The following is a 22,596-nucleotide window of genomic DNA, read 5'->3' as shown; positions in this document are numbered from 1 at the left end:
GGCCGGACATATGGATGCAGCGATCCGATCACCTCAAAAGCTCTTGTGCCACGGGGGCCGTCCACATATGGGTCCCGTCTTTCGACGGGACGACACCGAGAATGAGATGGAGAGCAACGCGCTCCGCTCTATCCCCTCACCCTGAGGAGCCTGCGAAGCAGGCGTCTCGAAGGGCGAGGCCATAGGCCGGGGCTCATCCTTCGTCCGGCCGGGAAAGGACAGTGCCGTTAACCCTTTACTAACCATACGCTGGGCAAAAATTGCCGGGTGAAGTCGAGTGTCGTCGGTCGCGTATGACGGGAGGGGATCCCCCGTGGACGCCAGCGCGGTGCCTCACTTTCGGAGCGGCGGCCCGCAAGCCGCCGCGCAGACATTGGGCGGCCGCGCCCGGCAGGCGCGGGGGGATCGGGCTACCATGGTCGACGTGACGGCGGGTCAGGGCACGGCATCCGGCGGCTTCTCTTTCGCCGACATCACCAACGTCCTGAAGCGCGGCGATATCGCGCTGGCGTTCGGCATCCTCACCATCCTGGTGGTGCTGATCCTGCCGCTGCCCGCGATCGTGCTCGACCTGTTCCTGGCGATCTCGATCACGCTGTCGGTCCTGATCCTGATGACCGCCCTGTTCATCCAGGCGCCGCTGGAATTCTCCTCGTTCCCGACCATCCTCTTGATCTCGACCATGCTGCGGCTGTCGCTCAACCTGGCCTCCACCCGGTTGATCCTGTCGCACGGGCATGAGGGCACGGCGGCCGCCGGCCACGTCATCGAGGCCTTCGGCAATTTCGTGATGGGCGGCAATTTCGTGATCGGGATCATCGTGTTCGCGATCCTGGTCATCGTCAACTTCGTCGTCATCACCAAAGGTTCGGGCCGCATCGCCGAAGTCGCGGCACGCTTTCACCTCGATTCGATGCCGGGCAAGCAGATGGCGATCGATGCCGACCTTTCGGCCGGCCTGATCGACGAGAAGGTCGCCAAGGAACGGCGCAAGGAACTGGAGGACGAAAGCGGCTTCTTCGGCGCCATGGACGGTGCCTCGAAATTCGTCCGTGGTGACGCCATCGCGGGCCTGCTCGTGGTGTTCATCAACGTCGTCGGCGGCATTATCATTGGCGTCGCCCAGCAGGGCCTGGGCTTTGCCGAGGCCGCGCGCACCTACACCGTGCTGACCGTCGGCGATGGCCTGGTGACGCAGGTCCCGGCGCTGATCGTCTCGACCGCCGCGGGCCTCCTGGTCTCGAAGGCCGGCGTCTCCGGCGCCGCCGACAAGGCGCTGATGAAACAGCTCTCGGGCTATCCGCAGGCGCTCGGCATGTCGGCCGGCGTGATGATCGTGCTGTCGCTGCTCCCGGGCATTCCGATGATCCCGTTCCTCGCGCTCGGCTCCGGCGCCGCCGCGCTGGCCTGGACCGCACGCAAGCAGAAGCATGCCGCCAAGGCTGCCCAGGCCGCCGCTGCGGCCGCCCCTACGGCTGCGGCTGCGGCAGCCGCGGCGGCCGCCGAGGAGCCGATCTCGAGCGCACTCAAGATCGACGACCTCAAGATCGAGCTCGGCTATGCGCTGCTGCCGCTCGTCAACGGCCCCGACGGCACTGATCGGTTGACCGAGCAGATCAAGGCGCTGCGCCGCTCGCTCGCCGTCGAGATGGGCTTCGTGATGCCGGCAGTGCGCATCCTCGACAACGTCCAGCTCGAGGCCAACACCTACGTCATCAAGATCAAGGAGGTCGACGCCGGCACGGGGCGGATCTGGCCGAACCAGTTCATGGTGATGGACCCCGGCGGCAACCAGGTCGCGATCCCCGGCATCCACACCGTCGAGCCGACATTTGGTCTGCCTGCGACCTGGGTCGACGCCGCGCTGAAGGAAGAGGCCTCGCTGAAGGGCTATACCGTGGTCGATGCCGCGACCGTGCTGTCGACGCACCTGACCGAGCTGCTCAAGAACAACATGTCGGACTTGCTGTCCTACGGCGAGGTGCAGAAGCTGCTCAAGGAGCTGCCGAAGGAGCAGGGCGAGCTGATCAAGGACATCTTGCCGAGCCAGGTCACAATCTCCGGCATCCAGCGCGTGCTGCAATTGCTGCTGGCCGAGCGCGTCTCGATCCGCGACCTCTCGACCATCCTCGAAGGCATTGCGGACGCGCTCGCCTTCTCGCGCAATCCGGCGACCATGGTCGAGCATGTCCGCGCCCGCCTGGCCCGCCAGATCTGCGCGCAGAACACCTCCTACAACGGCTATCTGCCGCTGATCGCGCTGTCGGCGCGCTGGGAGCAGGCGTTTGCGGAATCGATCGTGGGCACCGGCGAGGACAGGAGCCTCGCGATGCAGCCGTCGAAACTGTCGGAATTCATGACCGCGACCCGCAACGCCTTCGAGCAGGCCGCGCGCGAAGGTGAGGCGCCGGTGCTGGTGACCTCGGCCGCGATCCGGCCCTTCGTTCGCTCGCTGGTTGAACGCTTCCGCTCGCAGACGACCGTTTTGTCGCAGGCGGAGATCCATCCGCGGGCACGCTTGAAGACCGTCGGTAGCGTCTGACCGGCGCGCAAATCAGCTGTTTAGCGGCGCAGCATTTTCGTCACATGCAACTGGTTTGTCGAAAATGGCTTAATTTCAACGGCTTATCGTCCGCGTGCAGCGATTTCGACCTAATACATTGCAATAACTAGAGAATATGAACTCAAACGCCGATTCCAATCGCGTAGGATCACGTCTGTTCACGGGCTTGTGATCGCCTCTACGGAACGGAATCCGCGATTCCTATGTTGGAAGGGCGCAAGGATGTTGAACCTGTCGGAAGAGCTATCCGACACAAGTAAGCGACAGGGAAGGCGGCAGGAGACTTCCATGAACCACTCGATCTACAGCGCGGATCGGACGACCCACCTGAAGATTGTGGTCGTTGCACTCGTAGCGGGTGTGGTTGTGGCCGGCCTTGGCATCATGGCGCGTAACAGCGTGGACGAGTACCAGACCGCGCGGGTGATGAAAGCCGGCAAGCCGGTGGCCATCACCTCATCGAACAATTCGCTCGTACGCTAGAGCAGGAGAGGAATTTACGGAATTCACGTGGTTCTTTACAGCCCCCCAAAGGCCACGTGGATATTAAGACCCCCAACTACCCCCAAGTTGACTATCGAAAACGCCCGCTCCCCACGGGCGTTTTCTTTTTATTTGAATAAGCGGTTCGGCGCCGGCGCGCCCGGCGGCACGCTCTCGATCAGCCTGCCGGAAAAGATCGGCGCCGAGGTCGGACTGCCCGTCGGCGATCCGCCCTCCGGCTCGACGGTGACTGCGTAGGTCGCGTCACTGACCGTGGCGGCATCGTAGGACGACAGCACCGGGCGCTCGGTGAAGTCATCGGCGCCGATCACGCCGAGCGAACGCGGCTGCGGCAGCTTGTCGGAGATCAGCCACAGCTCGAAGCTCTTCCCGGGCTCCGGCGTTGCGCCGACCCGGCGCACCGTGAAGTTCCTGGTGGCGGCATCGACGGTCAGGATGAAGGCCGGAGAGTTGCCGTCTTGCTGCAGCACGGCGACAAATTGCCCCGATGGCGGCGCGGGGGGTGTCTTCACCTCCACGATCTCTGTGCGGGGCTTCGGACGGATGGCGTCAGGCAGGGCATCGGGCCGGTAGACCTGAAGCCCCAGCACCACCAGGAGCGCTGCCGCGATCGCGCCCACCGCCGACGCCACGCTGCGCCAGCGCCGGAGCCGGCTTGTGAGTTGGACGACCCGGCCGTCGTCGACGACCGGTGCCTGCTGGATAGGTGCCGCCTCGACGACTCTGGGCTCGATCGGCGGGGGCGGAGGGGACGGCGCTTCCGGCGGCAGTGCCATCGGCGCCTGCGGCGCGGACGACTGCGCGATCGCGCTTTTGATGTTCTCCCACACGATCGGCCGCGGCTCGACCAGGCCCACCATCTGGTTGAGCGGACCGAGCCTGAATTCCCAGGCCTGCACCAGGGCGGTGAACTCCTTGTCCATCGCCATCATGGTCTCAACCTGCGCGCGCTCCTCCGCATCGAGCGTGCCGAGCGCATACTCCGCGGCGAGCGCGATATGGTCCTCGTTATGGGCCATCACGTGATATCGGGGCCTTCAAACCCCCAAAACCCAAGACACTCCCTGATCTCCAGCAGGCTGCGGCGCAGCCATGTCTTCACCGTGTTCACCGGCGTCTCGAATTTGACGGCGAGCTGTTCGCGGCTCCAGCCGTTGTAATAGGCGAGCAGCACGAGCTTCTGCCGGTCCGGCTCCAGACGGCCGACGCATTCCAACAGCCGGCGCAGTTCCTCCGTCATCTCGCGTCGCGCCAGCGGATCTGGCGTCTCGGCCGCGACCTCCATCGCCGCTGGCTCTTCCTCCAGCGAGATTTCGCCCTTCTTGCGGACCAGGTCGATGGCGCGGTTGCGGGCAATGGATGCCATCCAGGTGATCGGCGACGCCAGCGCCGGGTCGAATTGTCCCGCGCTGTTCCAGATCTTGACGTAAGTATCCTGAATGACCTCCTCGGCAAGATCCTGTCGCCGCAAGATACGCAGGACGACCCCGAAGAGTTTCGCCCGTGTGGCCACGTACAATCGCTCGAAAGCGGCCTCATCCCCCTTCGCAACAGCAGCGATCAGCCAGACCAGTTCAGCCGGCGTCAGCATTCAGCATTCCCCAAATCGCGATCCCTGTTCGCCTGATGCCGGGAATTAATCCTATCCTTTCGTAGCATAGTTCGGCAGGCCGCGGTCCACCAGCCGATCGGATTCGGGACCTTTCCAAAGCAAAACCCGGGCTTCGCAGCCCGGGTTCGGTTCCCGTCCAACGTGCGGAGGTTCAGGATCAGGCGACGCCGAGGCGCGCGCGCATCAAGCCGATCGAGTCCATGTCGGCCTGCTCGCGGGCGCTCTCTTCCGCGCGCTCGCGGGCCTGGTCGCGCTCGTCCAGGAGCTCGACCTTCTTGAGTTCCTCAAAGGCTTCGCCGAGCTGCGCCTTGGCCTCTTCGAGCTGGATGCGCAGTTCATCGGCGGAGCGGGTCAGGTTTTCGCGGCGCTGGATCGCAGCCTTGGCATAGGTCGGATAGGCAAAGTGAGCGGGATCGTTGATCCCGGCCCGCTCCTGCTCGACCTGAATCTCGCGTTCAAGCTCCACCGACATGCGGTGGAAATCGGCGATCATGCCTTCGATCTGGGTGACCCTGCGGCGCTTCTCGTCGACCTGAAACTTCTTCAGGCGGATCAGCGTGTCACGTGACTTCATCGACTCATACTCCCCAGAAGTCCCGATTTTGAACGCGGGACAAGGCCGGCTCCCCCTGGACCCCGCCGGCGCAGTTAATGACCTGCCGCGGATGATGGCCCGACAAAGTTAGCGTTCCGTTTCCAAATTCGAGAGGATTTGCGCCAGTTGCCGGTAGCCGTCGGCCAAACTGACCGACTCGCCCTTGGCCTGGCGCAGGAAGGCCTCCAAAGGCTCATGCAGGCGGATCGCCTCGTCCACTTCCGGGCTGGAACCGGCCCGGTAGGCGCCGAGCCGGATCAACTCCTCCATATCGGCATATGTCGCCATCACCTGGCGCGCCCTGGTGATAACGGGGAGAAATGCCGGATCGGCCGAACGCGGCATCGTGCGGGAGACCGATTTGAGGATGTTGATCGCAGGATAGCGCCCGCGCTCGGCGATCGAGCGCTGCATCACGATGTGACCATCGAGGATGCCGCGCACGGCATCGGCGATCGGCTCATTGTGGTCGTCGCCATCGACCAGCACCGTGAAGATCGCGGTGATGGCGCCGACCCCGGTCCCCGGCCCTGCCCGCTCCAGAAGCTTCGGCAGTTCGGTGAACACGGTCGGCGTGTAGCCCTTGGCCGTCGGCGGCTCGCCGGCGGACAGGCCGATCTCGCGCTGCGCCATGGCAAAGCGCGTCACCGAATCCATCAGGCACAGCACCTCCTTGTCCTCATCGCGAAAATACTCCGCGATCGCGAGCGTGAGATAGGCGGCCTGCCGCCGCATCAAGGCCGGCTCGTCGGAGGTCGCGACCACGACCACCGAGCGCGCAAGGCCCTCCTCGCCGAGGTCTTCCTGGAGGAATTCCTGCACCTCGCGGCCGCGTTCGCCGATCAGCCCGATCACCGAGATGTCGGCATCGACGTTCCGCGCCAGCATCGACAGCAGCACCGACTTGCCGACGCCGGAGCCGGCGAAGATGCCGAGCCGTTGGCCGCGGCAGCAGGTCAGGAACGCGTTGAGCGCGCGGATGCCGAGATCAAGCGGGCTGCCGACCCGCTTGCGCGAATGCGCCGGCGGCGGCGAGTTGCGGAAGGGTACGGGAGAGGCGCCCTGCGGCAGCGGACCCTTGCCGTCGATCGGCTCGCCCATCGCGTTAACGACGCGGCCGAGCCAGGCCGGCGACGGCGGCACGAAGCCGGCGGCATTGGCGATGACAGCACGGCAGCCACGCCTGACGCCTTCGAGACCACCGAACGGCATCACCACCGCGTTGCTGCCGGAGAAGCCGATTACCTCCGCCGGGATGAAGCGATTGCCGCCAACGTCGATCACGATGCGGGCGCCGACCGACATCGCATGGATAGGGCCTGCGATCTCCACCATGAGCCCGCGGACGCCGACCACGCGGCCGTAAATATTGACGCCGTCGATGTCGCCGATCTGTTCCGCGAGCGCCTTCATTGCGAAAACCTTAAGTTTCGCCGATTTCTGCGCATCCGCTTAACTTCGTGTTTACCCGCATCATTAATCATTACGTCACTGTCTTTGGGTGACTGAGGTCGCTTGCCTGTTCAGAAGAAGGGCGAGTCGCGAGAGTCGGTTAGTCCGGCCTCTTAATGTGGAGCTTGAACGAGAACGGATGAGAAAAGCTACTTCCACGCAATATCTTAGGGCGATTCGAAAAAAATTGCACCGCGGACCTTGCGAACGGGAATCAGTTTTTGTTAACCATGTCTCGTCAGGATCCGAATCAGTTGTGCAAAGGCGTTTTGTGAGTGCCGCAAGTGCGGCCGACCTGACGCCCAGGAGCGGCGACTAAAGGGGACTGGCATGCGCGTTTTGCTGATAGAAGATGACAGCGCCGTCGCGCAGTCGATCGAATTGATGCTCAAATCCGAGAGTTTCAACGTCTATACGACGGACCTCGGAGAAGAAGGCGTTGATCTCGGCAAACTCTATGACTACGACATCATCCTTCTCGACCTGAACCTGCCCGACATGTCCGGCTACGACGTGCTGAAGCAGCTCCGGGTCTCCAAGATCAAAACCCCCATTCTGATCCTCTCCGGCCTCGCCGGCATCGAGGACAAGGTCAAAGGTCTCGGCGTCGGCGCCGACGACTACATGACCAAGCCCTTCCACAAGGACGAGCTGGTCGCGCGCATCCACGCCATCGTGCGCCGCTCCAAGGGCCATGCCCAGTCCGTCATCCAGACCGGCGACCTCGTGGTTAATCTCGACACCAAGACGGTGGAAGTCGGCGGCCAGCGCGTGCATCTGACCGGCAAGGAATACCAGATGCTGGAGCTGCTCTCGCTGCGCAAGGGCACCACGCTGACGAAGGAAATGTTCCTGAACCACCTCTATGGCGGCATGGACGAGCCGGAATTGAAGATCATCGACGTCTTCATCTGCAAGCTGCGCAAGAAGCTCGCCAACGCCTCCGAAGGCCGCAACTTCATCGAGACCGTGTGGGGCCGCGGCTATGTGCTGCGGGAGCCGCACGAAGCCGACGAGCGCATCCCGGCCTGATTACCCCGATCTCGCTGCTCCGACGAAAACCCCGCCGAAATGGCGGGGTTTCTGCTTTGCACCAATCCGGATTGCCAATGTTCAATCACCTCATATTTGAGCCTGGCGGGAACGATCTAAACTTCTGCTACGATGAACCGAACTGGGCTGATGGAGTTTGCGACACATGTCGAACTTCGATCTGGCACTGTCGGTCGGCCTTGGCATCGGCCTGGCCGCCGCAACCGGCTTCCGGCTATTCCTGCCACTGCTGATCCTGAGCGTGGCCGCCTACACCGGACATGCGAACCTGAATGAGGGCTTTGCATGGCTCGGCACACCCGCCGCGATCATCATGCTTGGCACCGCGGCCATAGCCGAGATCGCCGCATTCTACATTCCCGGTGTGGACAACCTGCTCGACACCGTGGCGACGCCCGCTGCCGTCGTCGCGGGGACGATCATTTCCGCCGCTGTGATGACCGACGTACCGCCGATGCTGAAATGGACGGCGGCCGTTATCGCGGGCGGCGGCATTGCCGGCATCACGCAAGGTTTGATCGCGGTGCTCAGGGCAAAATCGACCGTCTTCACTGGCGGCCTAGGAAATTCTGTCGTGGCAACCACCGAACTCGGAAGCGCCTCGCTGATCTCACTTCTGGCCCTGGCCGCGCCGCTCGCCGCGCTCGCGCTGGTCGTGCTGTTTTTCTGGCTCGCCTTCCGCCTGCTTCGGGGATCGGCTCGGCGATCGCACCAGCCGAACGAACCATGAGAGGTCACACGTCTGGTTGTGACCTTCGTCAATCGGCTCAAGCGAGGCTCACGACGAAATCATAACGGCCGATCTTGCCGTCGGACGCGTCGTCGATGCGCATCAGCAAGCGGCGGTCGAAGATGCCGTCGCGGCTGTTGGCACGTGCATCGTCCGGGAAGTAAAGCTGCGTGGTGAGGACCCGCTGACCCGGCGCCGCGATCTTGACGTGGAAGTGGCGTGTGCGCCCGGGATACATGCCCGGCACGACGGTCTCGAAAACATATCGTCCCTGCGCATCCGTGACCTGGTATCCGCGCAGCTTATAGCCGGTATTGTCGTAGGCGCCGCGCGCGTCGGCGTGCCAGAGATCGACGACCGCGTTCGCGACAGGTTGGCAGCGCTTGTCGATGACAAAGCCGGTCAACGTGATGGCCTCGCCCGCTGCATCAGCCCGAAAGTTGCGCTTCAGGGGTGTGCGCGGCGTGTAGAATGGCCCTTCGGTTTGCGAAACTGTGGGCGCGTTGTCGGCACCACATGATGGCGTTTCGGGCAGCAGTTGTGCTTGTGCCGGATCGGGCTGCCACAGCTCCGAAGCGGCAATGCCGAGCGAGGTTGCGGCCAGCCAGCGACCGATGGCCTGACGCCGCGTCAACAGATGATCTTTCATCAGGGATTGCCGACCTGTTTCCATGGGCACCACCGAGATGCGATTGAACCGGCCGTTGTCATCCGGCGACCAACGGATCGTGCAATTCTGTTGTCGGACGAATCGGGGCACGCTCGGCAAGGCCAGCATTCGGTTTTGCGTCGCCGCGCCGAAACAATGATACGGCGCGTTGAATGATCCTGCAATCGCTTGCCGGGCTTCCGGCTTTCCTGGTCTATTTCTGCACGGCGCTGGTCGCCGTCATGGCCTATCTCTTCGCCTATACCCGCGTCACCGCGCATAACGAATTCGAGCTCATCCGCGAGAACAATACCGCGGCTGCAATCGCGCTGGGCTTGAGCCTGTGCGGCTTCGTGCTGCCGGTGGTGAGCGCGATCGCGCATTCCGCCAACGTCATCGATTGCCTGATCTGGAGCGTGGTCGCGCTGATCGTCCAGATCATCGTCTACTTCATCGTCAAGGTCCCCGTACCGAACCTGTCGGGACGGATCGCCGACGGCGAGCTCGCACCTGCGATCTGGCTCGGGCTCTCCTCGCTCGCCGGTGGCGCCCTCAACGCCGCCTCCATGATCTACTGACCTCACCTGACCCAAATCTACTGACCAATGGCGACCAACCCGTCCAAAGAGTTCGGAACGCGAAAGCCGGCCCCTGTGCCGCCGCGCCCGCCGACCAAACGTTCGGCCGAGATCGTCCTGATCCTGATGGGCACGCTGGCGGTCGGCGTCACCGCCTATTCGCTGATGCCAAGCGAGGATTGCGTGCGGTCGCCGAACGACCCGGCACCATCGCTGCTGCAGAGCAACAACGCCGAATGCCGGCAGCGCGGATCTTCGTCCTCCAGCAGCCACGGCTCCAGCGGCGGTTCGCGCTACTCCGGCAGCGCCTCCTCCTCGAGCCATTCGGCCTCAGGCGCATCCGAATCAGGATCGAACCATGTCAGCCGCGGCGGCTTCGGCTCGTTCGCACACGCCTTCGGCTTCTCCGGTGGTTGAGAACGGCATATCCTTCGCACATCGCCGTGAAATGCGCGCTTTTGCTTGCCTTGGCATCGGTCGGTGTTGGAGACTGGCGTCACACCGCAAACGGCGGAAGACAGGACTGCCGTCATGAAACGCTCGCGCCGCGTCGTACTGACTCTGATGGGAAGTGCGGCGGTCGGCGCCGTCTCGATGGGGCTGGTACCGCGCACCAATTGCGGCCCCGGTAACACGGCCATGCCCCGCCCCGGTGGCAAACCCGATTGCGGCCCGGTCTACGGTGGATTCGGCGGCACGCCACGCCGCTTCCAGGACCATGCCGAGGGTGACTTCGACCCATCGTATGGCGGCAGCTGATATCCCATGCGCCGCATCCCTTGTGCCGAGCGTGACGACTGGCGGGCGACCGCCGAGCGCGCCGGATTCAGTTTCCACAGCATCGACGGCGAACGCTACTGGGACGAACGCGCCTATTACGCCTTCACGCTGGACGAGATCGAGCGCGGGATCGAGGCGCCGACCGGCGAGATCGATGCGATGTGCCTCGAACTGGTCGGTCGCGCCATCGACGACGAAAAATATCTGCGCCGATTGAAAATCCCCGAAGCGTTCTGGCCGCTGATCGCGGAGAGCTGGCGCCGCAACGAGGGCAGCCTCTATGGCCGGCTCGATCTCAGCTTCGACGGGCACGGATCGGCAAAGCTCCTGGAGTACAACGCCGACACGCCGACCTCGATCTTCGAAGCGGCGGTGTTCCAATGGACCTGGCTCGAGCAGGCGATCGAGCGCAACATCATCCCGGAGCGAGCCGACCAGTACAATTCGATCCACGAGCGGCTGATCGACGCCTGGAAGAAATTGGCATCCGGCGGACACCTGCATCTTGCCGGCATGACCGGCAATGCCGAGGACGCCGCAACGCTGGCCTATCTGGAGGATACCGCGTCGCAGGCCGGCCTTGCGACCACGCTGCTCGATATCGAAGACATCGGCCTTACCGAGGACGGCCGCTTTGTCGACCTGGATAACCGCGCAATCGAGCTCGCATTCAAGCTCTATCCCTGGGAATGGATGTTCCACGACAGCTTCGGCGCCAGGCTCGCGAGCGCTCCGACGCGCTGGATCGAGCCGCCGTGGAAGGCGATCCTGTCCAACAAGGGCATCCTGCCGCTGCTATGGGAGATGTTTCCGAACCATCCCAATCTGCTGCCGGCCTATTTCGAGGATGATCCGAACGCGCAAGCGCTCGGCAGTTCGTTCGTCCGCAAGCCGATCTATTCGCGCGAGGGCGCCAATGTCGCGCTGGTCAGCGCCGGCGCCACGCTGGTCGAGCAGGAAGGGCCCTATGGCGCGGAAGGCTTCATCCGCCAGGCGCTGGCACCGCTGCCGAATTTCGCAGGGCAATATCCGGTGATCGGGAGCTGGCTGATCGATCACACCCCATGCGGACTGTCGATCCGCGAGGACGAGAATCCGATCACGGGCAACACATCGCGCTTTTTGCCGCACGCGATCCTTTGACAGTGCCGCTCCTGCGTAATTGCGAGCGAAGCGAAGCAATCCATGCCTCCGCAAGCGGTGAGATGGATTGCTTCGCTACGCTCGCAATGACGGCCAAGGGCGATGGAGTTGTAGGATGGGTAGAGCGGAGCGAAACCCATTATTGGCGCCGCGTTCTCGTCGCGATGGGTTTCGCTCCGCTCTACCCATCCTACGGGAGCAATGCCGTTACCGCGCGGCGGAAGCGACCGCCTTTAGCCCGATCGGCGCGCCGGCGCGCGCGATCGGCGCGGTGCCCAGGCAATAGAGACCGCGGCGGTCCGGATAGGGCTTAAAGACGCTGGTGATGCCAACCACGGATTCGGCCGCCCCCAGCGCCAGCACGCCGTCAGGCTCGAGCATTTTCGCAAGCCGCGCGAAGATGTCCGTCTTCGTCTCCTGGTCGAAATAGATCAGCACGTTGCGGCAGAAGATCACGTCGAACATGCCGAGATGGGAAAAGTCCTGCAGCAGGTTGAGCTGGCGATGCTGCACCATGGCGCGGATATCGGCATTGAGCTGCCAGAACTCGCCGATCTGCGTGAAGTATTTCACCAAGAACTGGATAGGCAGGCCGCGCTGCACCTCGAACTGGCTGAAGATGCCGGCCTTGGATTTTTCCAGGACCGCCTGCGACAGGTCGGTCGCGACGATCTCGGTGCGCCAGCCCGCGAGCGCCGCGCCCACTTCCTTCAGGCACATCGCAATCGAGTAAGGCTCCTGCCCGGTCGACGATGCCGCGCACCAGATGCGCAGCGAACGCCGCGCGGCGCGCGCCTGGATCAGCGCCGGCAGCACCGCCTGCCTCAGATGATCGAACGGAATCTTGTCGCGGAAAAAGAAAGTCTCGTTGGTGGTCATCGCCTCGACCACTTCCGATGTCAGCGCCTCGGCGCCGCCGCCCTTCATCTTCTGGACCAGTTCCGGAATGCCGGCCAACCCCCACTTGCGCGCGAGCGGCACCAGCCGACTCTCGACCAGATATTGCTTGTCGGACGACAGGTCGAGGCCGGACCGCTCCTTCAAGAGCTTGCGCAGATAGTCATAATCCAACGGCGTCACGAACGATCTCCCGCAAACAACCGGTTAAGCTTCGGTCCGATCTCCTTGAGCGGCAGCACGGCCGCGCAGATACCCGCATTCGCCGCCGCGCCCGGCATGCCCCACACGACACTGGTCGCCTCGTCCTGGGCAATCACGCTGCCGCCGGCGGCGACGATATCCTTGCCGCCGCGCATGCCGTCCGACCCCATGCCGGTCAGGATCACCGACATGATGCCGCCCTGCCAGACATCGATCGCGGACATGAACATGGGATCAACCGCGGGCTTGCAGAAATTCACCGGTGGCCCGTCATCGAGTGCGATCGCGATCTCGGCACCGCGGCGCGCAACGCGCATGTGGCGGCCGCCCGGCGCGAGATAGATCTGGCCGGCCTTGACGATCTCGCCGTCAACAGCCTCGTGCGCCGGCCGGCGGCTGGCACGCGCGAGATGCTCGGCCAGGATCGTGGTGAAGGTCGGCGGCATGTGCTGGGTGATCAGCACCGGAAAGCGGTCGATCACCGGTCCGATCTCGGCGACCAGCGCCATCAGCGCCTGCGGACCACCTGTCGACGAACCGATCAAGAGCACCTTCGGCGCCAGCATGCCGAAGGGGCGGCGCACCACTGCCTGCTGCGAAGTCGCCGGGCGGATCGCGGCTTCCCGCGCCTTGTCCTGCACCGGGGCTATTGCCGGGCTTGCGGCGACGGGCGCCGCGCGCCGGCGCACCTTGGCACCGAGATGGCGGATCTTCTGGATCAGGTCGTGCCGGAAGGTTTCGGCGGCGCCCGCCTCGCGCGTGCTCTCCGGCTTGGGAATGTAATCGGCCGCGCCGAGCGACAGCGCCTTCAGGCTGATCTCTGCGTTGCGACGGGTCAGCGTCGAGGCCATGATGATGACGAGGTCGCGCTTCTTGGCGAGCAGCTTCGGCAGCGCCGAGATGCCGTCGAGCTCCGGCATTTCGATGTCGAGCACGGCGACATCGGGATTGACGCGCTCGAGCTGATTGACGGCGTCGAGACCGGTGCGGAAAGAGGCCGTCACCTCCATGTCGGATTCCGCGCCGATCCAGCGCGAGATCATGCCGCGGATGACGACGGAGTCGTCGACCACCATCACCCGCAACGGCTCCTCCCGCGTCGAAGTCCGGGACGGGGCATTTGTCAACGCAACACTCATCACTTCACCAACGGCTCAACGGCACACCTTCTCCGGATCATGCTCTCATGCCGATGGCTTTCAGCCGCCGGATCGAACACGACACTCAGATCAGGCCGACCTCCTGGAACTTCGCGGTGACGATGTCCCGGTCGAACGGCTTCATGATGTATTCATTGGCGCCGGCATGCAGCGCACGGGCGATATGCGCGACGTCGTTCTCGGTGGTGCAGAACACCACCTTGGGCTGATCGCCGCCGGGCATGCGGCGCAGATTGCCGAGGAATTCGTAGCCATCCATCACCGGCATGTTCCAATCGAGCAACACGGCGGCGGGCATGGCGCGCTTGCAGGCTTCGAGCGCCTTCTCGCCATCCTCGGCTTCGACAATCTGGAAATCCAGGCCTTCCAGGATGCGACGCGCGACCTTGCGAATGACGCTGGAGTCATCGACGACAAGACAGGTTCTCATGTTGGGCCTCTACTTCCTCATCCCGCAAGGGACGTTTCCGTTTCAGTTCTTCAATAGGCGTGCCCGCCTGGAGCGCGATGACTAGGCCGCCTTCGCATCCGGCATCAGTTCGAGCACGCGGTCGACATCGAGAACGACCATAAGCTGGCCGTCGAGGCGATGGACGCCGCCGGCGAGCTTGGCCATCCGCGGGTCGAGGTTGACCGGATTCTCTTCGCGGCTGTCATCGGGCAGCCGCAGCACCTCGCCGATCTGATCGATCAAGAGGCCATAGGATTCGCCGCGGAGATCAACGCCGACCGCCATCGGCGGCTTGCCATCGTCGTTCTTCGGCAGGCCGAGCCGCGCGCGCATGTCGACCACGGTGACGATGCGACCGCGCAGGTTGAGCACGCCAGCGATCTCGCTGGAGGACAGCGGCACACGCGTCAGCCGCTCCGGCATGAACACGTCCTGCACGCGTGAGATCGGCAGGCCGAACAGTTGCCCGCCGATCACGGCGGTGACGTATTCGGCCATGGTGCCTTCGATGGTGTCGGTCTTGCTGGTCATCGTTTCAATTCCTTGTGCCCGACTCAACTATGCCGCTTTCCTGATCTCGGCGGTCTGTTCCTTCAACGCCGCGATCAGGCCGGGACGGTCAAATTTGGCCACGTAATCATGGAAGCCGGCTTGCCGCCCGCGCTCGATCGCGGCCGGCGAGACCATCGCCGACAGCGCGATGATCGGAACGCTACTCAAATGCTGATCGGAGCGGATGCTCTCGGCGAACTCGAAGCCGTTCATCTCGGGCATCTCGATGTCGGTCAGCACCACGTCGAACGCCTGTCCCGAACGCAGCGCGGCCAGCCCTTCCTGTGCGTTCGGCGCGGTACGCACCTTGTAGCCGGCGGCCTTCAGGACCGGGGCCAGCATGTTGCGGAAGAACGCGCTGTCGTCGACCAGAAGCACCGATTGCGCGTTGGAGGACGGCCGCATCTCCTTGCGGCTGAACCAGTCGGAGAAGGCCATCGGCAGGAAGTGGCCGACGTCGATCACTTCGGTCGCCTGGCCCTTGATCACGGCAGAGCCGAGAATGCCATCCTGCGAGCCCGCGACCTCGATGTGCAGCCGCTCCTCCACGATGTCGATGATCTCGTCCACCACGAGCCCCATCGAGCGGCCGTCGTCGGCGAACACCAGGATCGGCTGCGAGCCGGAGCTCTGCACATTGACATCAGCCATCTGCACCAGCGGCATCAACTGATCGCGGTATTGCACCATGTAGCGGCCGTTGGAGAGCTCGATCTTGTCGGTGGCGATCTCCTCCAGGCGCGTGACGAGGCCGAGCGGCACCGCCTTCGGCTGGCTGGTGCCGGCACGGAACACCAGGAGCGAGGTGAGCTGCTCGCCGCTGACATGGGCCGCGGCGTTGTCGTCCGCCATCTCATGGGCGGCTGAGCCGGCAGCGCCGAGCGCCTTGGCGATGCCGTTGGGGTCGATGATCATGATGACAGCGCCATCACCGAGGATGGTGTTGCCGGAGAACATGTCGATGTGACGCAGCTTGGTCGACATCGGCTTGACCACGATTTCCTCGGTGTGGAACACGCCGTCGACCACGATGCCGAAAGTCTGGCTGCCGACCTGCGTCACCACGATGAAGCCGTTCTCGGGATCGCTCGACGAACCGTCATCGATCCTGAGCAGCTTCTTCAGATGCATCAGCGGCAAGAGCTTGTTGCGCAGGCGCAGCACGGCGGTGTCCTTGATACGCTCGATGCGGTGCTCGGAATTGGCCCGCGCGCGAACCAGTTCAACGACCGAGAGCTGGGGGATCGCAAAGCGGTCGCCGGCTGCTTCTACGATCAGCGCGGACACGATGGCGAGCGTCAGCGGGATCTTGATGGTGACGGAGCAGCCCTCGCCCGCGACCGACTTGATGTCGATGGTGCCGCCGATCTGGTCGATATTGGTGCGCACCACGTCCATGCCGACGCCGCGGCCGGAAACCGAAGTGACTTGCGCAGCGGTCGAGAAGCCCGGCGCGAAGATGAACTTGTGGATCTGCGCTTCCGTCATCTTCTCCAGCTCAGCCTCGGTGACGAGGCCGTTGGCCAGAGCTTTCGCCTTGATCCGGTCGGTGTTGAGGCCGCGGCCGTTGTCGGCGATGCAGATGATGATGTGGCCGCCCTCGTGATAGGCGGAGAGACGAATGGTGCCCTGCTCCGGCTTGCCGGCCGCCGCGCGCTCGGCCGTGGTCTCCAGACCATGATCGGCGGAATTGCGCACCATATGCGTCAGGGGATCCTTGATCAGGTCAAGCACCTGGCGGTCGAGCTCGGTGTCGGCGCCGTGCATTTCCAGTTCGATCTGCTTGCCGAGTTCGCCCGAGAGGTCGCGCACGATGCGCGGCAGCTTCTGCCACGCATTGCCGATCGGCTGCATGCGCGTCTTCATGACGCCTTCCTGCAGCTCGGCGGTGACGTTCGAGAGACGCTGCAACGGCACCTTGAACTCGGTGTCCTCGTTGCGGCGGGAGATCTCCAGGAGCTGGTTGCGGGTCAGCACCAGCTCGGAGACCATGGTCATCAGGTGCTCCAGCGTATCCACGTTGACGCGGATCGACTGGTTGGCGACCTTGTCGGACTCGTGCATGTCGCCTTCGGCGGCGGCCGTCTTCCTCGGCGCCTTCTTCTCCTTGGCAACCTCTGCGGCCGGCTCATGCGCGGCGGGCTTGGCCGCGGGCGCGGCAGCCGGTGCGGGCGGCGTCACTTCGGTGGCGGTTTCGCGGAACGCGCGCTCGAGCTCGTCGAGCGAGACTTCACCGGGGCGCAGTGGACGTTCGAGCGTCTGCACCACCAGCGTGCCCTCCGTCGCCGCGGGCTGCAGCGGCGGCGCGGCCACGACAGGCGCCGCTACCTCAGCAGCAGGCTCGCCGCCGGCCTCCGCCGCCATCGATTCGAAACTGCGCTCGGCCATCTCGTGCAGCTTGACGATGAGGTCTTCGTCCGATCCTTCCGGCTCGGCTTCGGTTGCCTCCAGTCCTGCGAGGATCTCCTTGATGCGGTCGATGCTCGACAGGATCAGCGTCACCGCTTCCGCCGTGACCGGCATGCCGTCGCGGAATTTGCCCATCAAGGTCTCGCCGGCATGCGCCAGCGCTTCCAGTCGCGGAAGCCCCAGGAAGCCGCAGGTACCCTTGATGGTGTGTACCAGGCGAAAAATGTTATCGAGAATCTTCGCGTTGTTCGGCTCTTGCTCGAACTTCACCAACTGATTGTCGACCGTATCCAGGCTTTCGCTGGTCTCGGTCAGAAACTCTCGCATCAAATCGTCCATGAACCTGGCCTTCGTACGCAGCGGCACGCGACATCGACGCGCCTTACGGAACTTGGACCAGCTTCCATGCAAAGCGTTTAAGTTTGGTTGAGTATGTGGAAAAGAACGGGATCAACAAAGAGATAAGAAGAAAAGATCGAAATCAACGGCAAGTTGCAAACAATTGGTTAACGCTATGGCCGCCGTCGCGGCGCGCGGCGTACTCGCTTCGCGCCTCCGATCGCGCTCTACGTCGTTGTTTGCGCATGATCTCTTGAGCGCCTGCGCGCCAGGAGATCATGCAGCAATCGTCAGGACGCGCTGACCACCACGGTCTCGCCCTCGAGGGCGAGCTTGACGGTCAATCCGCAGGCCTGCGCCAACAGCCTCGTGTAATAGGGCTGCACTGCATGGGCATCGACCGCGGCGGAGGTGCTGCCGAGAATATCGACGATGTTCTGCGGCACGCGGGCGTTCAGCCCGGCCGAGATGATGCGAAAGCTCATCGTCTCGCCTTCGTCGACCGGATCGATCGTCAGCGTGCCGCCGCGCGGAATCGTCTGCTGCGCGATCACGAGCATATTCAGGAGCAGCTTGACGCGGTTCTTGGGCAAGAGCAGCCGCGGCAGATTCCAGGTCAGCGTCACCTTGCCGTCCTCGATATGCCCCTTCGCCATGGCCTGGGCGTCGCCGAGATCGATCTGCGCGCCGGCCGACCCGGCCGCACCGAAGGCAAGCCGGCAGAACTGCAGGCGGGCAGATGCGGTCTTGGCGCTCTTGCGGATCAGGTCGAGTGCAAAATCGCGGTCCTCGGGTTTCGGATTGTCGTCGATGACCTCAAGGCCATTGACGATCGCGCCGACAGGACTGATGAGATCGTGGCAGACCCGCGAGCATAGCAGCGCCGCCAGTTCGAGGGCATCGGGAGCGGGACCGAGAGACGAAGTGCCAGACATGAAGTGTTCCTGGAATGCCGCGATACACGCGGACGGGAGCGAATCACGCATGCTTTTGGGTTTGATACACTGGGGAAGCGCATGCTGCCAGCTTGCGGCGGAAGTGAGATGGGAACACTAGATCATGATCCGATTGGACCGAATCGGATCATGATCTCATCTTTCTGTTTGAGCATGATCTTTTCGGAAAACCGGTTTCCACTTTTCCGGATCATGCTCTAGCCGATGAGAACCGCTTATGAATGAGGCATGCTCGCCCCGGATCGACGGCAATGCCGCGGCCGCGCTGATCGAACCGTTGACGGAGCTGGTGATCCGGGCCGGCGAGGCCATCCTTGCAGTCAATCGCAGCGCCATGAAGGTTGAGGGCAAGAGCGACGGCTCGCCGGTGACCGAGGCCGATCTCGCAGCCGACCGCATCATTGCCGAGGGCTTGGCGCGGCTTGCGCCAAACGTGCCGTCGCTCTCCGAGGAGCGCACGCATCTGGCAAGGCCGCCGTACAAAGACAGCTTCTTCCTGGTCGATCCGCTCGACGGCACCAAGGAATTCGTCGCCGGCCGCAACGAGTTCACGGTCAACCTCGCCCTGGTGACCGAAGGGACGGCGCTGCTTGGCATCGTCGGGGCCCCGGCCCTGGGCGTGATCTGGCGCGGCATTGTCGGCCGCGGCGCCGAGCGGCTGATCGTTCGCGATGGCGCGCCACCGGTTGTCGAGCCGATTCGCACCCGCCCTCACCCGCCGCGCGGAACCCCCTGGACCGTGGCGGTCAGCCGCTCCCATGGCGATGCGCGCACGGAGGCCTTTATCGCCGGGCGGGGCAGCGCGGTGCGGGCCGAACTCGGCTCCGCGGTGAAGTTCGGACGAGTGGCCGAAGGCCAGGTCGATATCTATCCCCGCCTTGCGCCGACCTCCGAATGGGACGTCGCGGCCGGCCATGCCGTGGTCACCGCCGCCGGCGGCAAGATCACGGATTCGCAGGGAGCGGCGCTGCGCTTCGGCCTGCGGGATGATTTTATCGTGCCGGAATTCATTGCCTGGGGCGATCCCGCCGCTGCGCCTTAGAACTTGTTTTGTCGAGGGCGCTACTGCGCCAGCGTCTGCTCCAGCTCCGGCCAGCGGGCGGTGGCGTCTTTCAGGAAGCGTCCGGGATCGGCGACAAAGGCGTCCCGGTTGTCCTCCCGGCCGAACAGATAGAGCCGCTGCCCGGCCACCGCCCAGAATCGCGGATTGCCGGCATAGGTGACGCCGCGGCCAAGATCGACCGGGTCGTAGCCGCCGAATTGCGGACCGTAGATTTCCGGATGGGCGACAAAGGAGGCGCGGTTGCCTTCATTGCGGAAGCGCCAGACCGCGCCTGCCTGCGCAGCCTCAAAGTCCGGCAAGCCCTCAAGGGCAGCGGCATCGGTAAAATATGCCACCGGGTCGAATCCCTCGATGGCGAGGCCGGAATAGTGATTGACCACCACCCGCTCGGTTGTAGCGGCCCGGACTGCCGAATCAATGCCGATCAAAGCTAAAAGGCCGACGGCGAAGCTGAAAAAGGCTATTCCGGGGCGTCGGCGGTATATTTCCTGCCGTTGTACCGTCATAGTTGATATCGATAACATTGGAGTCGAGGGGACACTGGGCGCAAGCTAGAGCCGACCTTGTTGGCGTCAGGTTAAGGCGGCGACCAGAATTTCGATCGCAGGGGTTCTTTATGAGTTTCGCATCACGCTTTGCCGCGGCAGCGCTCGCTGCGCTGATGTGCTGGATTGCGCCGGTTGCCGCCCAGCAGGCCCCGCCGCAATACCCGCCGCCGCAACGTGAGCCCAGTCCGAGCACCTATGGGCCGGACGAACTGGTTGCCGCCGGCCACAAATTCTTCGGTAACGTCTCGCGCGGGCTTGCCTCCGTCATCGAACGCGCGGTCAGCCAGTGGGGCCTGCCCAATGGCTACGTGCTCGGCGAAGAAGGCTCCGGCGCTTTCGTCGCCGGCCTGCGCTATGGGGAAGGCACGCTCTACACCAAGAACGCGGGCGACCTGCGGGTCTATTGGCAGGGGCCCTCGGTCGGCTTCGACTGGGGCGGCGATGGCGCCCGCACCATGACGCTGGTCTACAACCTGCCCTCCACGCAAGCGATCTACCAGCGCTTCGTCGGCATCGACGGCTCGGCCTATATCGTCGGCGGTTTCGGCATGACCGCGCTGACGGCCAACAATATCGTGCTGGTGCCGATCCGTTCCGGCATCGGGCTCAGGCTTGGCGCCAATGTCGGCTACCTGAAATATACCCCGCGTGCGACCTGGAACCCGTTCTGACCCCGCCGTTAACGCCTTAACGTGAATCCCTCACCGCGGACAGGCATTTGGCTGGCGTTTTGCCGGCCGCCCGTGGCATTGTGATTAACGATTTATTATCGCGGGAGTAACCCATTCATGGTCGAACCGATCATGTATCTGGCGATCGGTTTTCTGGTCTCGATGCTGTGCGGTCTGATGATCGTGCCGCTGGTGCATAACCGGGCGGTGCGGCTGACGACCCGGCGTATCGAGGCCGCAACCCCGCTGTCGATGGCCGAGATCCAGGCGGACAAGGACCAGTTGCGCGCGGAATTCGCGATGTCGGCGCGGCGGCTCGAGATGAGCGTCGAGCAGCTCAAGAGCAAGACCACGAGCCAGTTGGCCGAACTCGGCAAAAAGACCGACGCGATCAACCGCATGAAGATCGAACTCGGCGAGAAGAACGCCGCCATCTTCGCCCTCGAGGCGCGCGAAAAGGCGATGAAGGATCAGTCCCGCGCCACCGAAGAGGAGTTCGGCGCCAAGACCGAGCAGTTGCGCGCCGCCGAGCAGGCGCTGGCGAACAAGCAGAACGAGCTCGGCAAGATCAATGCCGACCTGAACGACCGCTCGATGGCGGCGGATAGCCGCCAGATCGAGCTGATCTCCGTCCGCACCCAGATCGAGGAATTGAAGGACCGGGTCAGCGACGCTGAAAGAGACTTCGCCGCCACCCAGGCCCGCCTGGCCGAGGAACGCAGCGCATCTGAGGCCGCGACCCGCGAGCTCGCGGACGCGCGGAGCCGGGCCGAGAGTCTGAACCAGCGCGTCACCGACCTCGACCGTCAATTGAGCGTCCAGGTCAACGAAGCCCAGATACTCGGCAACCGCGTCAACCAACTGGAGGGGCGGCTTGCGACCCAGGGCAAGCTCTTGGCCGAACGGGAATTCGAGAACAACCAGCTCCGGCAGGCCAGTGAGGCAGCCGAGCGCACCGTGAAGGAACTGCGCGCGGCGATGAATGGCGGCAAATCGCCCGCCCTCGAGAAGCTGAAAAGCGAGAAGGCCACTCTGGAAGAACAGCTCCGCATCGCCCGCGACGAGCGGTCAAAGCTGCAGCGCGACATCAACGCGATCCAGGAGCAGGCGGAGAACTCCTGGGCGACCGAGCGCATGGAGAACGCGCTGCTGCGCGAGCGCATCAACGACATTGCCGCCGAGGTGGCAAAGCTGGCGATCCAGCTCGAAGGGCCGGATTCGCCGATCGAGGCTATGCTAGCCGCAGAGCCGGCGGTGCCGGCCAAGGGGGGACCGAAGGCGAGACCGAAAGCCGCCAATGGCGTGCCCGCCGCAAGCGGCCTGCCCGAAGGCGGCGGAACGCTCGCCGAACGCATCCGGGCGCTGCAATCCCACGCTTCCCGCGCCCGTCAGCAGGGGGCATAAGGCTCTTTCACGCTTTGGGGTCGGCTTTGGCTTGACACCCCGCCCCTGCCCTTCGTAAATCGCGGGCTCCGGCCGTAAGGCCATTTCCGATCGGATGCCGTTTCCGGCCTCCGGCCGCGACGAGATCCCGGACGCATAGCTCAGCGGGAGAGCGTTCCCTTCACACGGGAGAGGTCCAAGGTTCGATCCCTTGTGCGTCCACCATTAATTCCATAGATTCAATGACTTAGCGGCTTAACTCTCTGACGGGTACCCCAAAAGAGCTAGGGCACAATAGGGGCAC

23 protein-coding genes and 1 tRNA gene are annotated in these 22,596 nt (G+C 63.8%); 12 read left to right on the top strand and 12 right to left on the bottom strand.

Going from position 1 to position 22,596, the window contains the following annotated elements; translation table 11 throughout:
• Positions 1-313: 313 nt before the first annotated feature.
• Positions 314-2,542 (top strand): flagellar biosynthesis protein FlhA, encoded by a 2,229-nt coding sequence (gene flhA, locus AAFX91_RS04625; RefSeq protein WP_394565681.1) that lies wholly within the window; start codon positions 314-316, stop codon positions 2,540-2,542.
• A 309-nt stretch (positions 2,543-2,851) separates the two neighbouring features.
• Positions 2,852-3,046, top strand: a complete 195-nt coding sequence (locus tag AAFX91_RS04620) for a hypothetical protein (protein ID WP_028162105.1) — start codon at positions 2,852-2,854, stop codon at positions 3,044-3,046.
• A 128-nt stretch (positions 3,047-3,174) separates the two neighbouring features.
• On the opposite strand, the gene AAFX91_RS04615 is transcribed toward AAFX91_RS04620, so the two are convergent.
• From AAFX91_RS04615 to fliI, 4 genes are all read right to left on the bottom strand, one after another.
• Positions 3,175-4,086, bottom strand: coding sequence for an anti-sigma factor domain-containing protein (locus AAFX91_RS04615; protein ID WP_394565680.1), 912 nt, complete (start codon positions 4,084-4,086; stop codon positions 3,175-3,177).
• Positions 4,086-4,658, bottom strand: a complete 573-nt coding sequence (locus AAFX91_RS04610; protein WP_394565679.1) for a sigma-70 family RNA polymerase sigma factor — start codon at positions 4,656-4,658, stop codon at positions 4,086-4,088. The genes AAFX91_RS04615 and AAFX91_RS04610 overlap by 1 nt, the downstream gene beginning before the upstream one ends.
• Positions 4,659-4,836: 178 nt before the next feature.
• Entirely contained in the window at positions 4,837-5,253 is a 417-nt protein-coding gene (gene fliJ, locus AAFX91_RS04605; protein ID WP_028162102.1) for a flagellar export protein FliJ, read from the bottom strand.
• A 108-nt stretch (positions 5,254-5,361) separates the two neighbouring features.
• Positions 5,362-6,687: a flagellar protein export ATPase FliI gene (gene fliI / locus AAFX91_RS04600; RefSeq protein WP_394565678.1), complete on the bottom strand. Its 1,326-nt coding sequence runs from the start codon at positions 6,685-6,687 to the stop codon at positions 5,362-5,364.
• Positions 6,688-7,056: 369 nt separating this feature from the next.
• On the opposite strand from fliI, the gene ctrA reads away from it, so the two are divergent.
• Together ctrA and AAFX91_RS04590 are read left to right on the top strand one after the other, a co-directional pair.
• Positions 7,057-7,758, top strand: a complete 702-nt coding sequence (gene ctrA / locus AAFX91_RS04595) for a response regulator transcription factor CtrA (RefSeq protein ID WP_016848562.1) — start codon at positions 7,057-7,059, stop codon at positions 7,756-7,758.
• A 166-nt stretch (positions 7,759-7,924) separates the two neighbouring features.
• Positions 7,925-8,509, top strand: a complete 585-nt coding sequence (locus AAFX91_RS04590; RefSeq protein WP_130581075.1) for a DUF4126 domain-containing protein — start codon at positions 7,925-7,927, stop codon at positions 8,507-8,509.
• 37 nt (positions 8,510-8,546) lie between these two features.
• Here the strand turns inward: AAFX91_RS04590 and AAFX91_RS04585 are convergent, their stop codons facing one another.
• Positions 8,547-9,287 (bottom strand): intradiol ring-cleavage dioxygenase, encoded by a 741-nt coding sequence (locus AAFX91_RS04585; protein WP_245476448.1) that lies wholly within the window; start codon positions 9,285-9,287, stop codon positions 8,547-8,549.
• A gap of 44 nt (positions 9,288-9,331) precedes the next feature.
• Between AAFX91_RS04585 and AAFX91_RS04580 the strand changes: the two genes are divergently transcribed.
• The 4 genes from AAFX91_RS04580 to AAFX91_RS04565 all read left to right on the top strand — a co-directional run bounded on the left by AAFX91_RS04580 (position 9,332) and on the right by AAFX91_RS04565 (position 11,659).
• A complete protein-coding gene (locus AAFX91_RS04580; RefSeq protein WP_130581074.1) occupies positions 9,332-9,736 on the top strand; it encodes a DUF350 domain-containing protein in 405 nt (134 codons plus the stop codon).
• A gap of 27 nt (positions 9,737-9,763) precedes the next feature.
• Positions 9,764-10,153, top strand: coding sequence for a hypothetical protein (locus AAFX91_RS04575; protein ID WP_394565677.1), 390 nt, complete (start codon positions 9,764-9,766; stop codon positions 10,151-10,153).
• 63 nt (positions 10,154-10,216) lie between these two features.
• Entirely contained in the window at positions 10,217-10,495 is a 279-nt protein-coding gene (locus AAFX91_RS04570; protein ID WP_130581072.1) for a hypothetical protein, read from the top strand.
• A gap of 6 nt (positions 10,496-10,501) precedes the next feature.
• On the top strand, positions 10,502-11,659 hold the full coding sequence (locus tag AAFX91_RS04565) for a glutathionylspermidine synthase family protein (RefSeq protein ID WP_130581071.1): 1,158 nt from the start codon (positions 10,502-10,504) through the stop codon (positions 11,657-11,659).
• Between the two features lie 207 nt (positions 11,660-11,866).
• On the opposite strand, the gene AAFX91_RS04560 is transcribed toward AAFX91_RS04565, so the two are convergent.
• The 6 genes from AAFX91_RS04560 to chpT form a co-directional block, all read right to left on the bottom strand.
• Positions 11,867-12,739: a protein-glutamate O-methyltransferase CheR gene (locus AAFX91_RS04560; RefSeq protein ID WP_130581070.1), complete on the bottom strand. Its 873-nt coding sequence runs from the start codon at positions 12,737-12,739 to the stop codon at positions 11,867-11,869.
• Positions 12,736-13,899 carry a chemotaxis response regulator protein-glutamate methylesterase gene (locus tag AAFX91_RS04555; protein WP_394565676.1) on the bottom strand — a complete coding sequence of 388 codons (1,164 nt, stop codon included), beginning with the start codon at positions 13,897-13,899 and terminating at the stop codon, positions 12,736-12,738. Before AAFX91_RS04555 ends, AAFX91_RS04560 begins: the two co-directional genes overlap by 4 nt.
• Positions 13,900-13,984: 85 nt before the next feature.
• On the bottom strand, positions 13,985-14,350 hold the full coding sequence (locus AAFX91_RS04550; protein WP_028165519.1) for a PleD family two-component system response regulator: 366 nt from the start codon (positions 14,348-14,350) through the stop codon (positions 13,985-13,987).
• Positions 14,351-14,431: 81 nt separating this feature from the next.
• Positions 14,432-14,902: a chemotaxis protein CheW gene (locus AAFX91_RS04545; protein ID WP_027578765.1), complete on the bottom strand. Its 471-nt coding sequence runs from the start codon at positions 14,900-14,902 to the stop codon at positions 14,432-14,434.
• Between the two features lie 27 nt (positions 14,903-14,929).
• Entirely contained in the window at positions 14,930-17,671 is a 2,742-nt protein-coding gene (locus AAFX91_RS04540; protein WP_130581069.1) for a hybrid sensor histidine kinase/response regulator, read from the bottom strand.
• Positions 17,672-17,961: 290 nt separating this feature from the next.
• Complete coding sequence (gene chpT / locus AAFX91_RS04535; RefSeq protein WP_394565675.1) at positions 17,962-18,606, bottom strand: histidine phosphotransferase ChpT; 645 nt, start codon at positions 18,604-18,606, stop codon at positions 17,962-17,964.
• Between the two features lie 238 nt (positions 18,607-18,844).
• On the opposite strand from chpT, the gene cysQ reads away from it, so the two are divergent.
• The gene (gene cysQ / locus AAFX91_RS04530; protein WP_394565674.1) at positions 18,845-19,669 is read left to right on the top strand and encodes a 3'(2'),5'-bisphosphate nucleotidase CysQ; all 825 of its coding nucleotides are present in this window, start codon (positions 18,845-18,847) and stop codon (positions 19,667-19,669) included.
• Between the two features lie 20 nt (positions 19,670-19,689).
• On the opposite strand, the gene AAFX91_RS04525 is transcribed toward cysQ, so the two are convergent.
• Complete coding sequence (locus AAFX91_RS04525) at positions 19,690-20,214, bottom strand: YHS domain-containing (seleno)protein (protein ID WP_207234686.1); 525 nt, start codon at positions 20,212-20,214, stop codon at positions 19,690-19,692.
• A 92-nt stretch (positions 20,215-20,306) separates the two neighbouring features.
• On the opposite strand from AAFX91_RS04525, the gene AAFX91_RS04520 reads away from it, so the two are divergent.
• From AAFX91_RS04520 to AAFX91_RS04510, 3 genes are all read left to right on the top strand, one after another.
• Positions 20,307-20,909 (top strand): DUF1134 domain-containing protein, encoded by a 603-nt coding sequence (locus AAFX91_RS04520; RefSeq protein ID WP_130584020.1) that lies wholly within the window; start codon positions 20,307-20,309, stop codon positions 20,907-20,909.
• A gap of 117 nt (positions 20,910-21,026) precedes the next feature.
• The gene (locus AAFX91_RS04515; protein WP_394565673.1) at positions 21,027-22,313 is read left to right on the top strand and encodes a hypothetical protein; all 1,287 of its coding nucleotides are present in this window, start codon (positions 21,027-21,029) and stop codon (positions 22,311-22,313) included.
• Positions 22,314-22,442: 129 nt separating this feature from the next.
• A tRNA-Val gene (locus AAFX91_RS04510) sits at positions 22,443-22,517 on the top strand.
• The last annotated feature ends 79 nt before the right edge of the window (positions 22,518-22,596 follow it).

It is taken from the genome of Bradyrhizobium sp. 31Argb (genome assembly GCF_043638955.1).
GTDB lineage: Bacteria > Pseudomonadota > Alphaproteobacteria > Rhizobiales > Xanthobacteraceae > Bradyrhizobium.
This window is presented reverse-complemented; position numbering and strand designations above follow the sequence as displayed.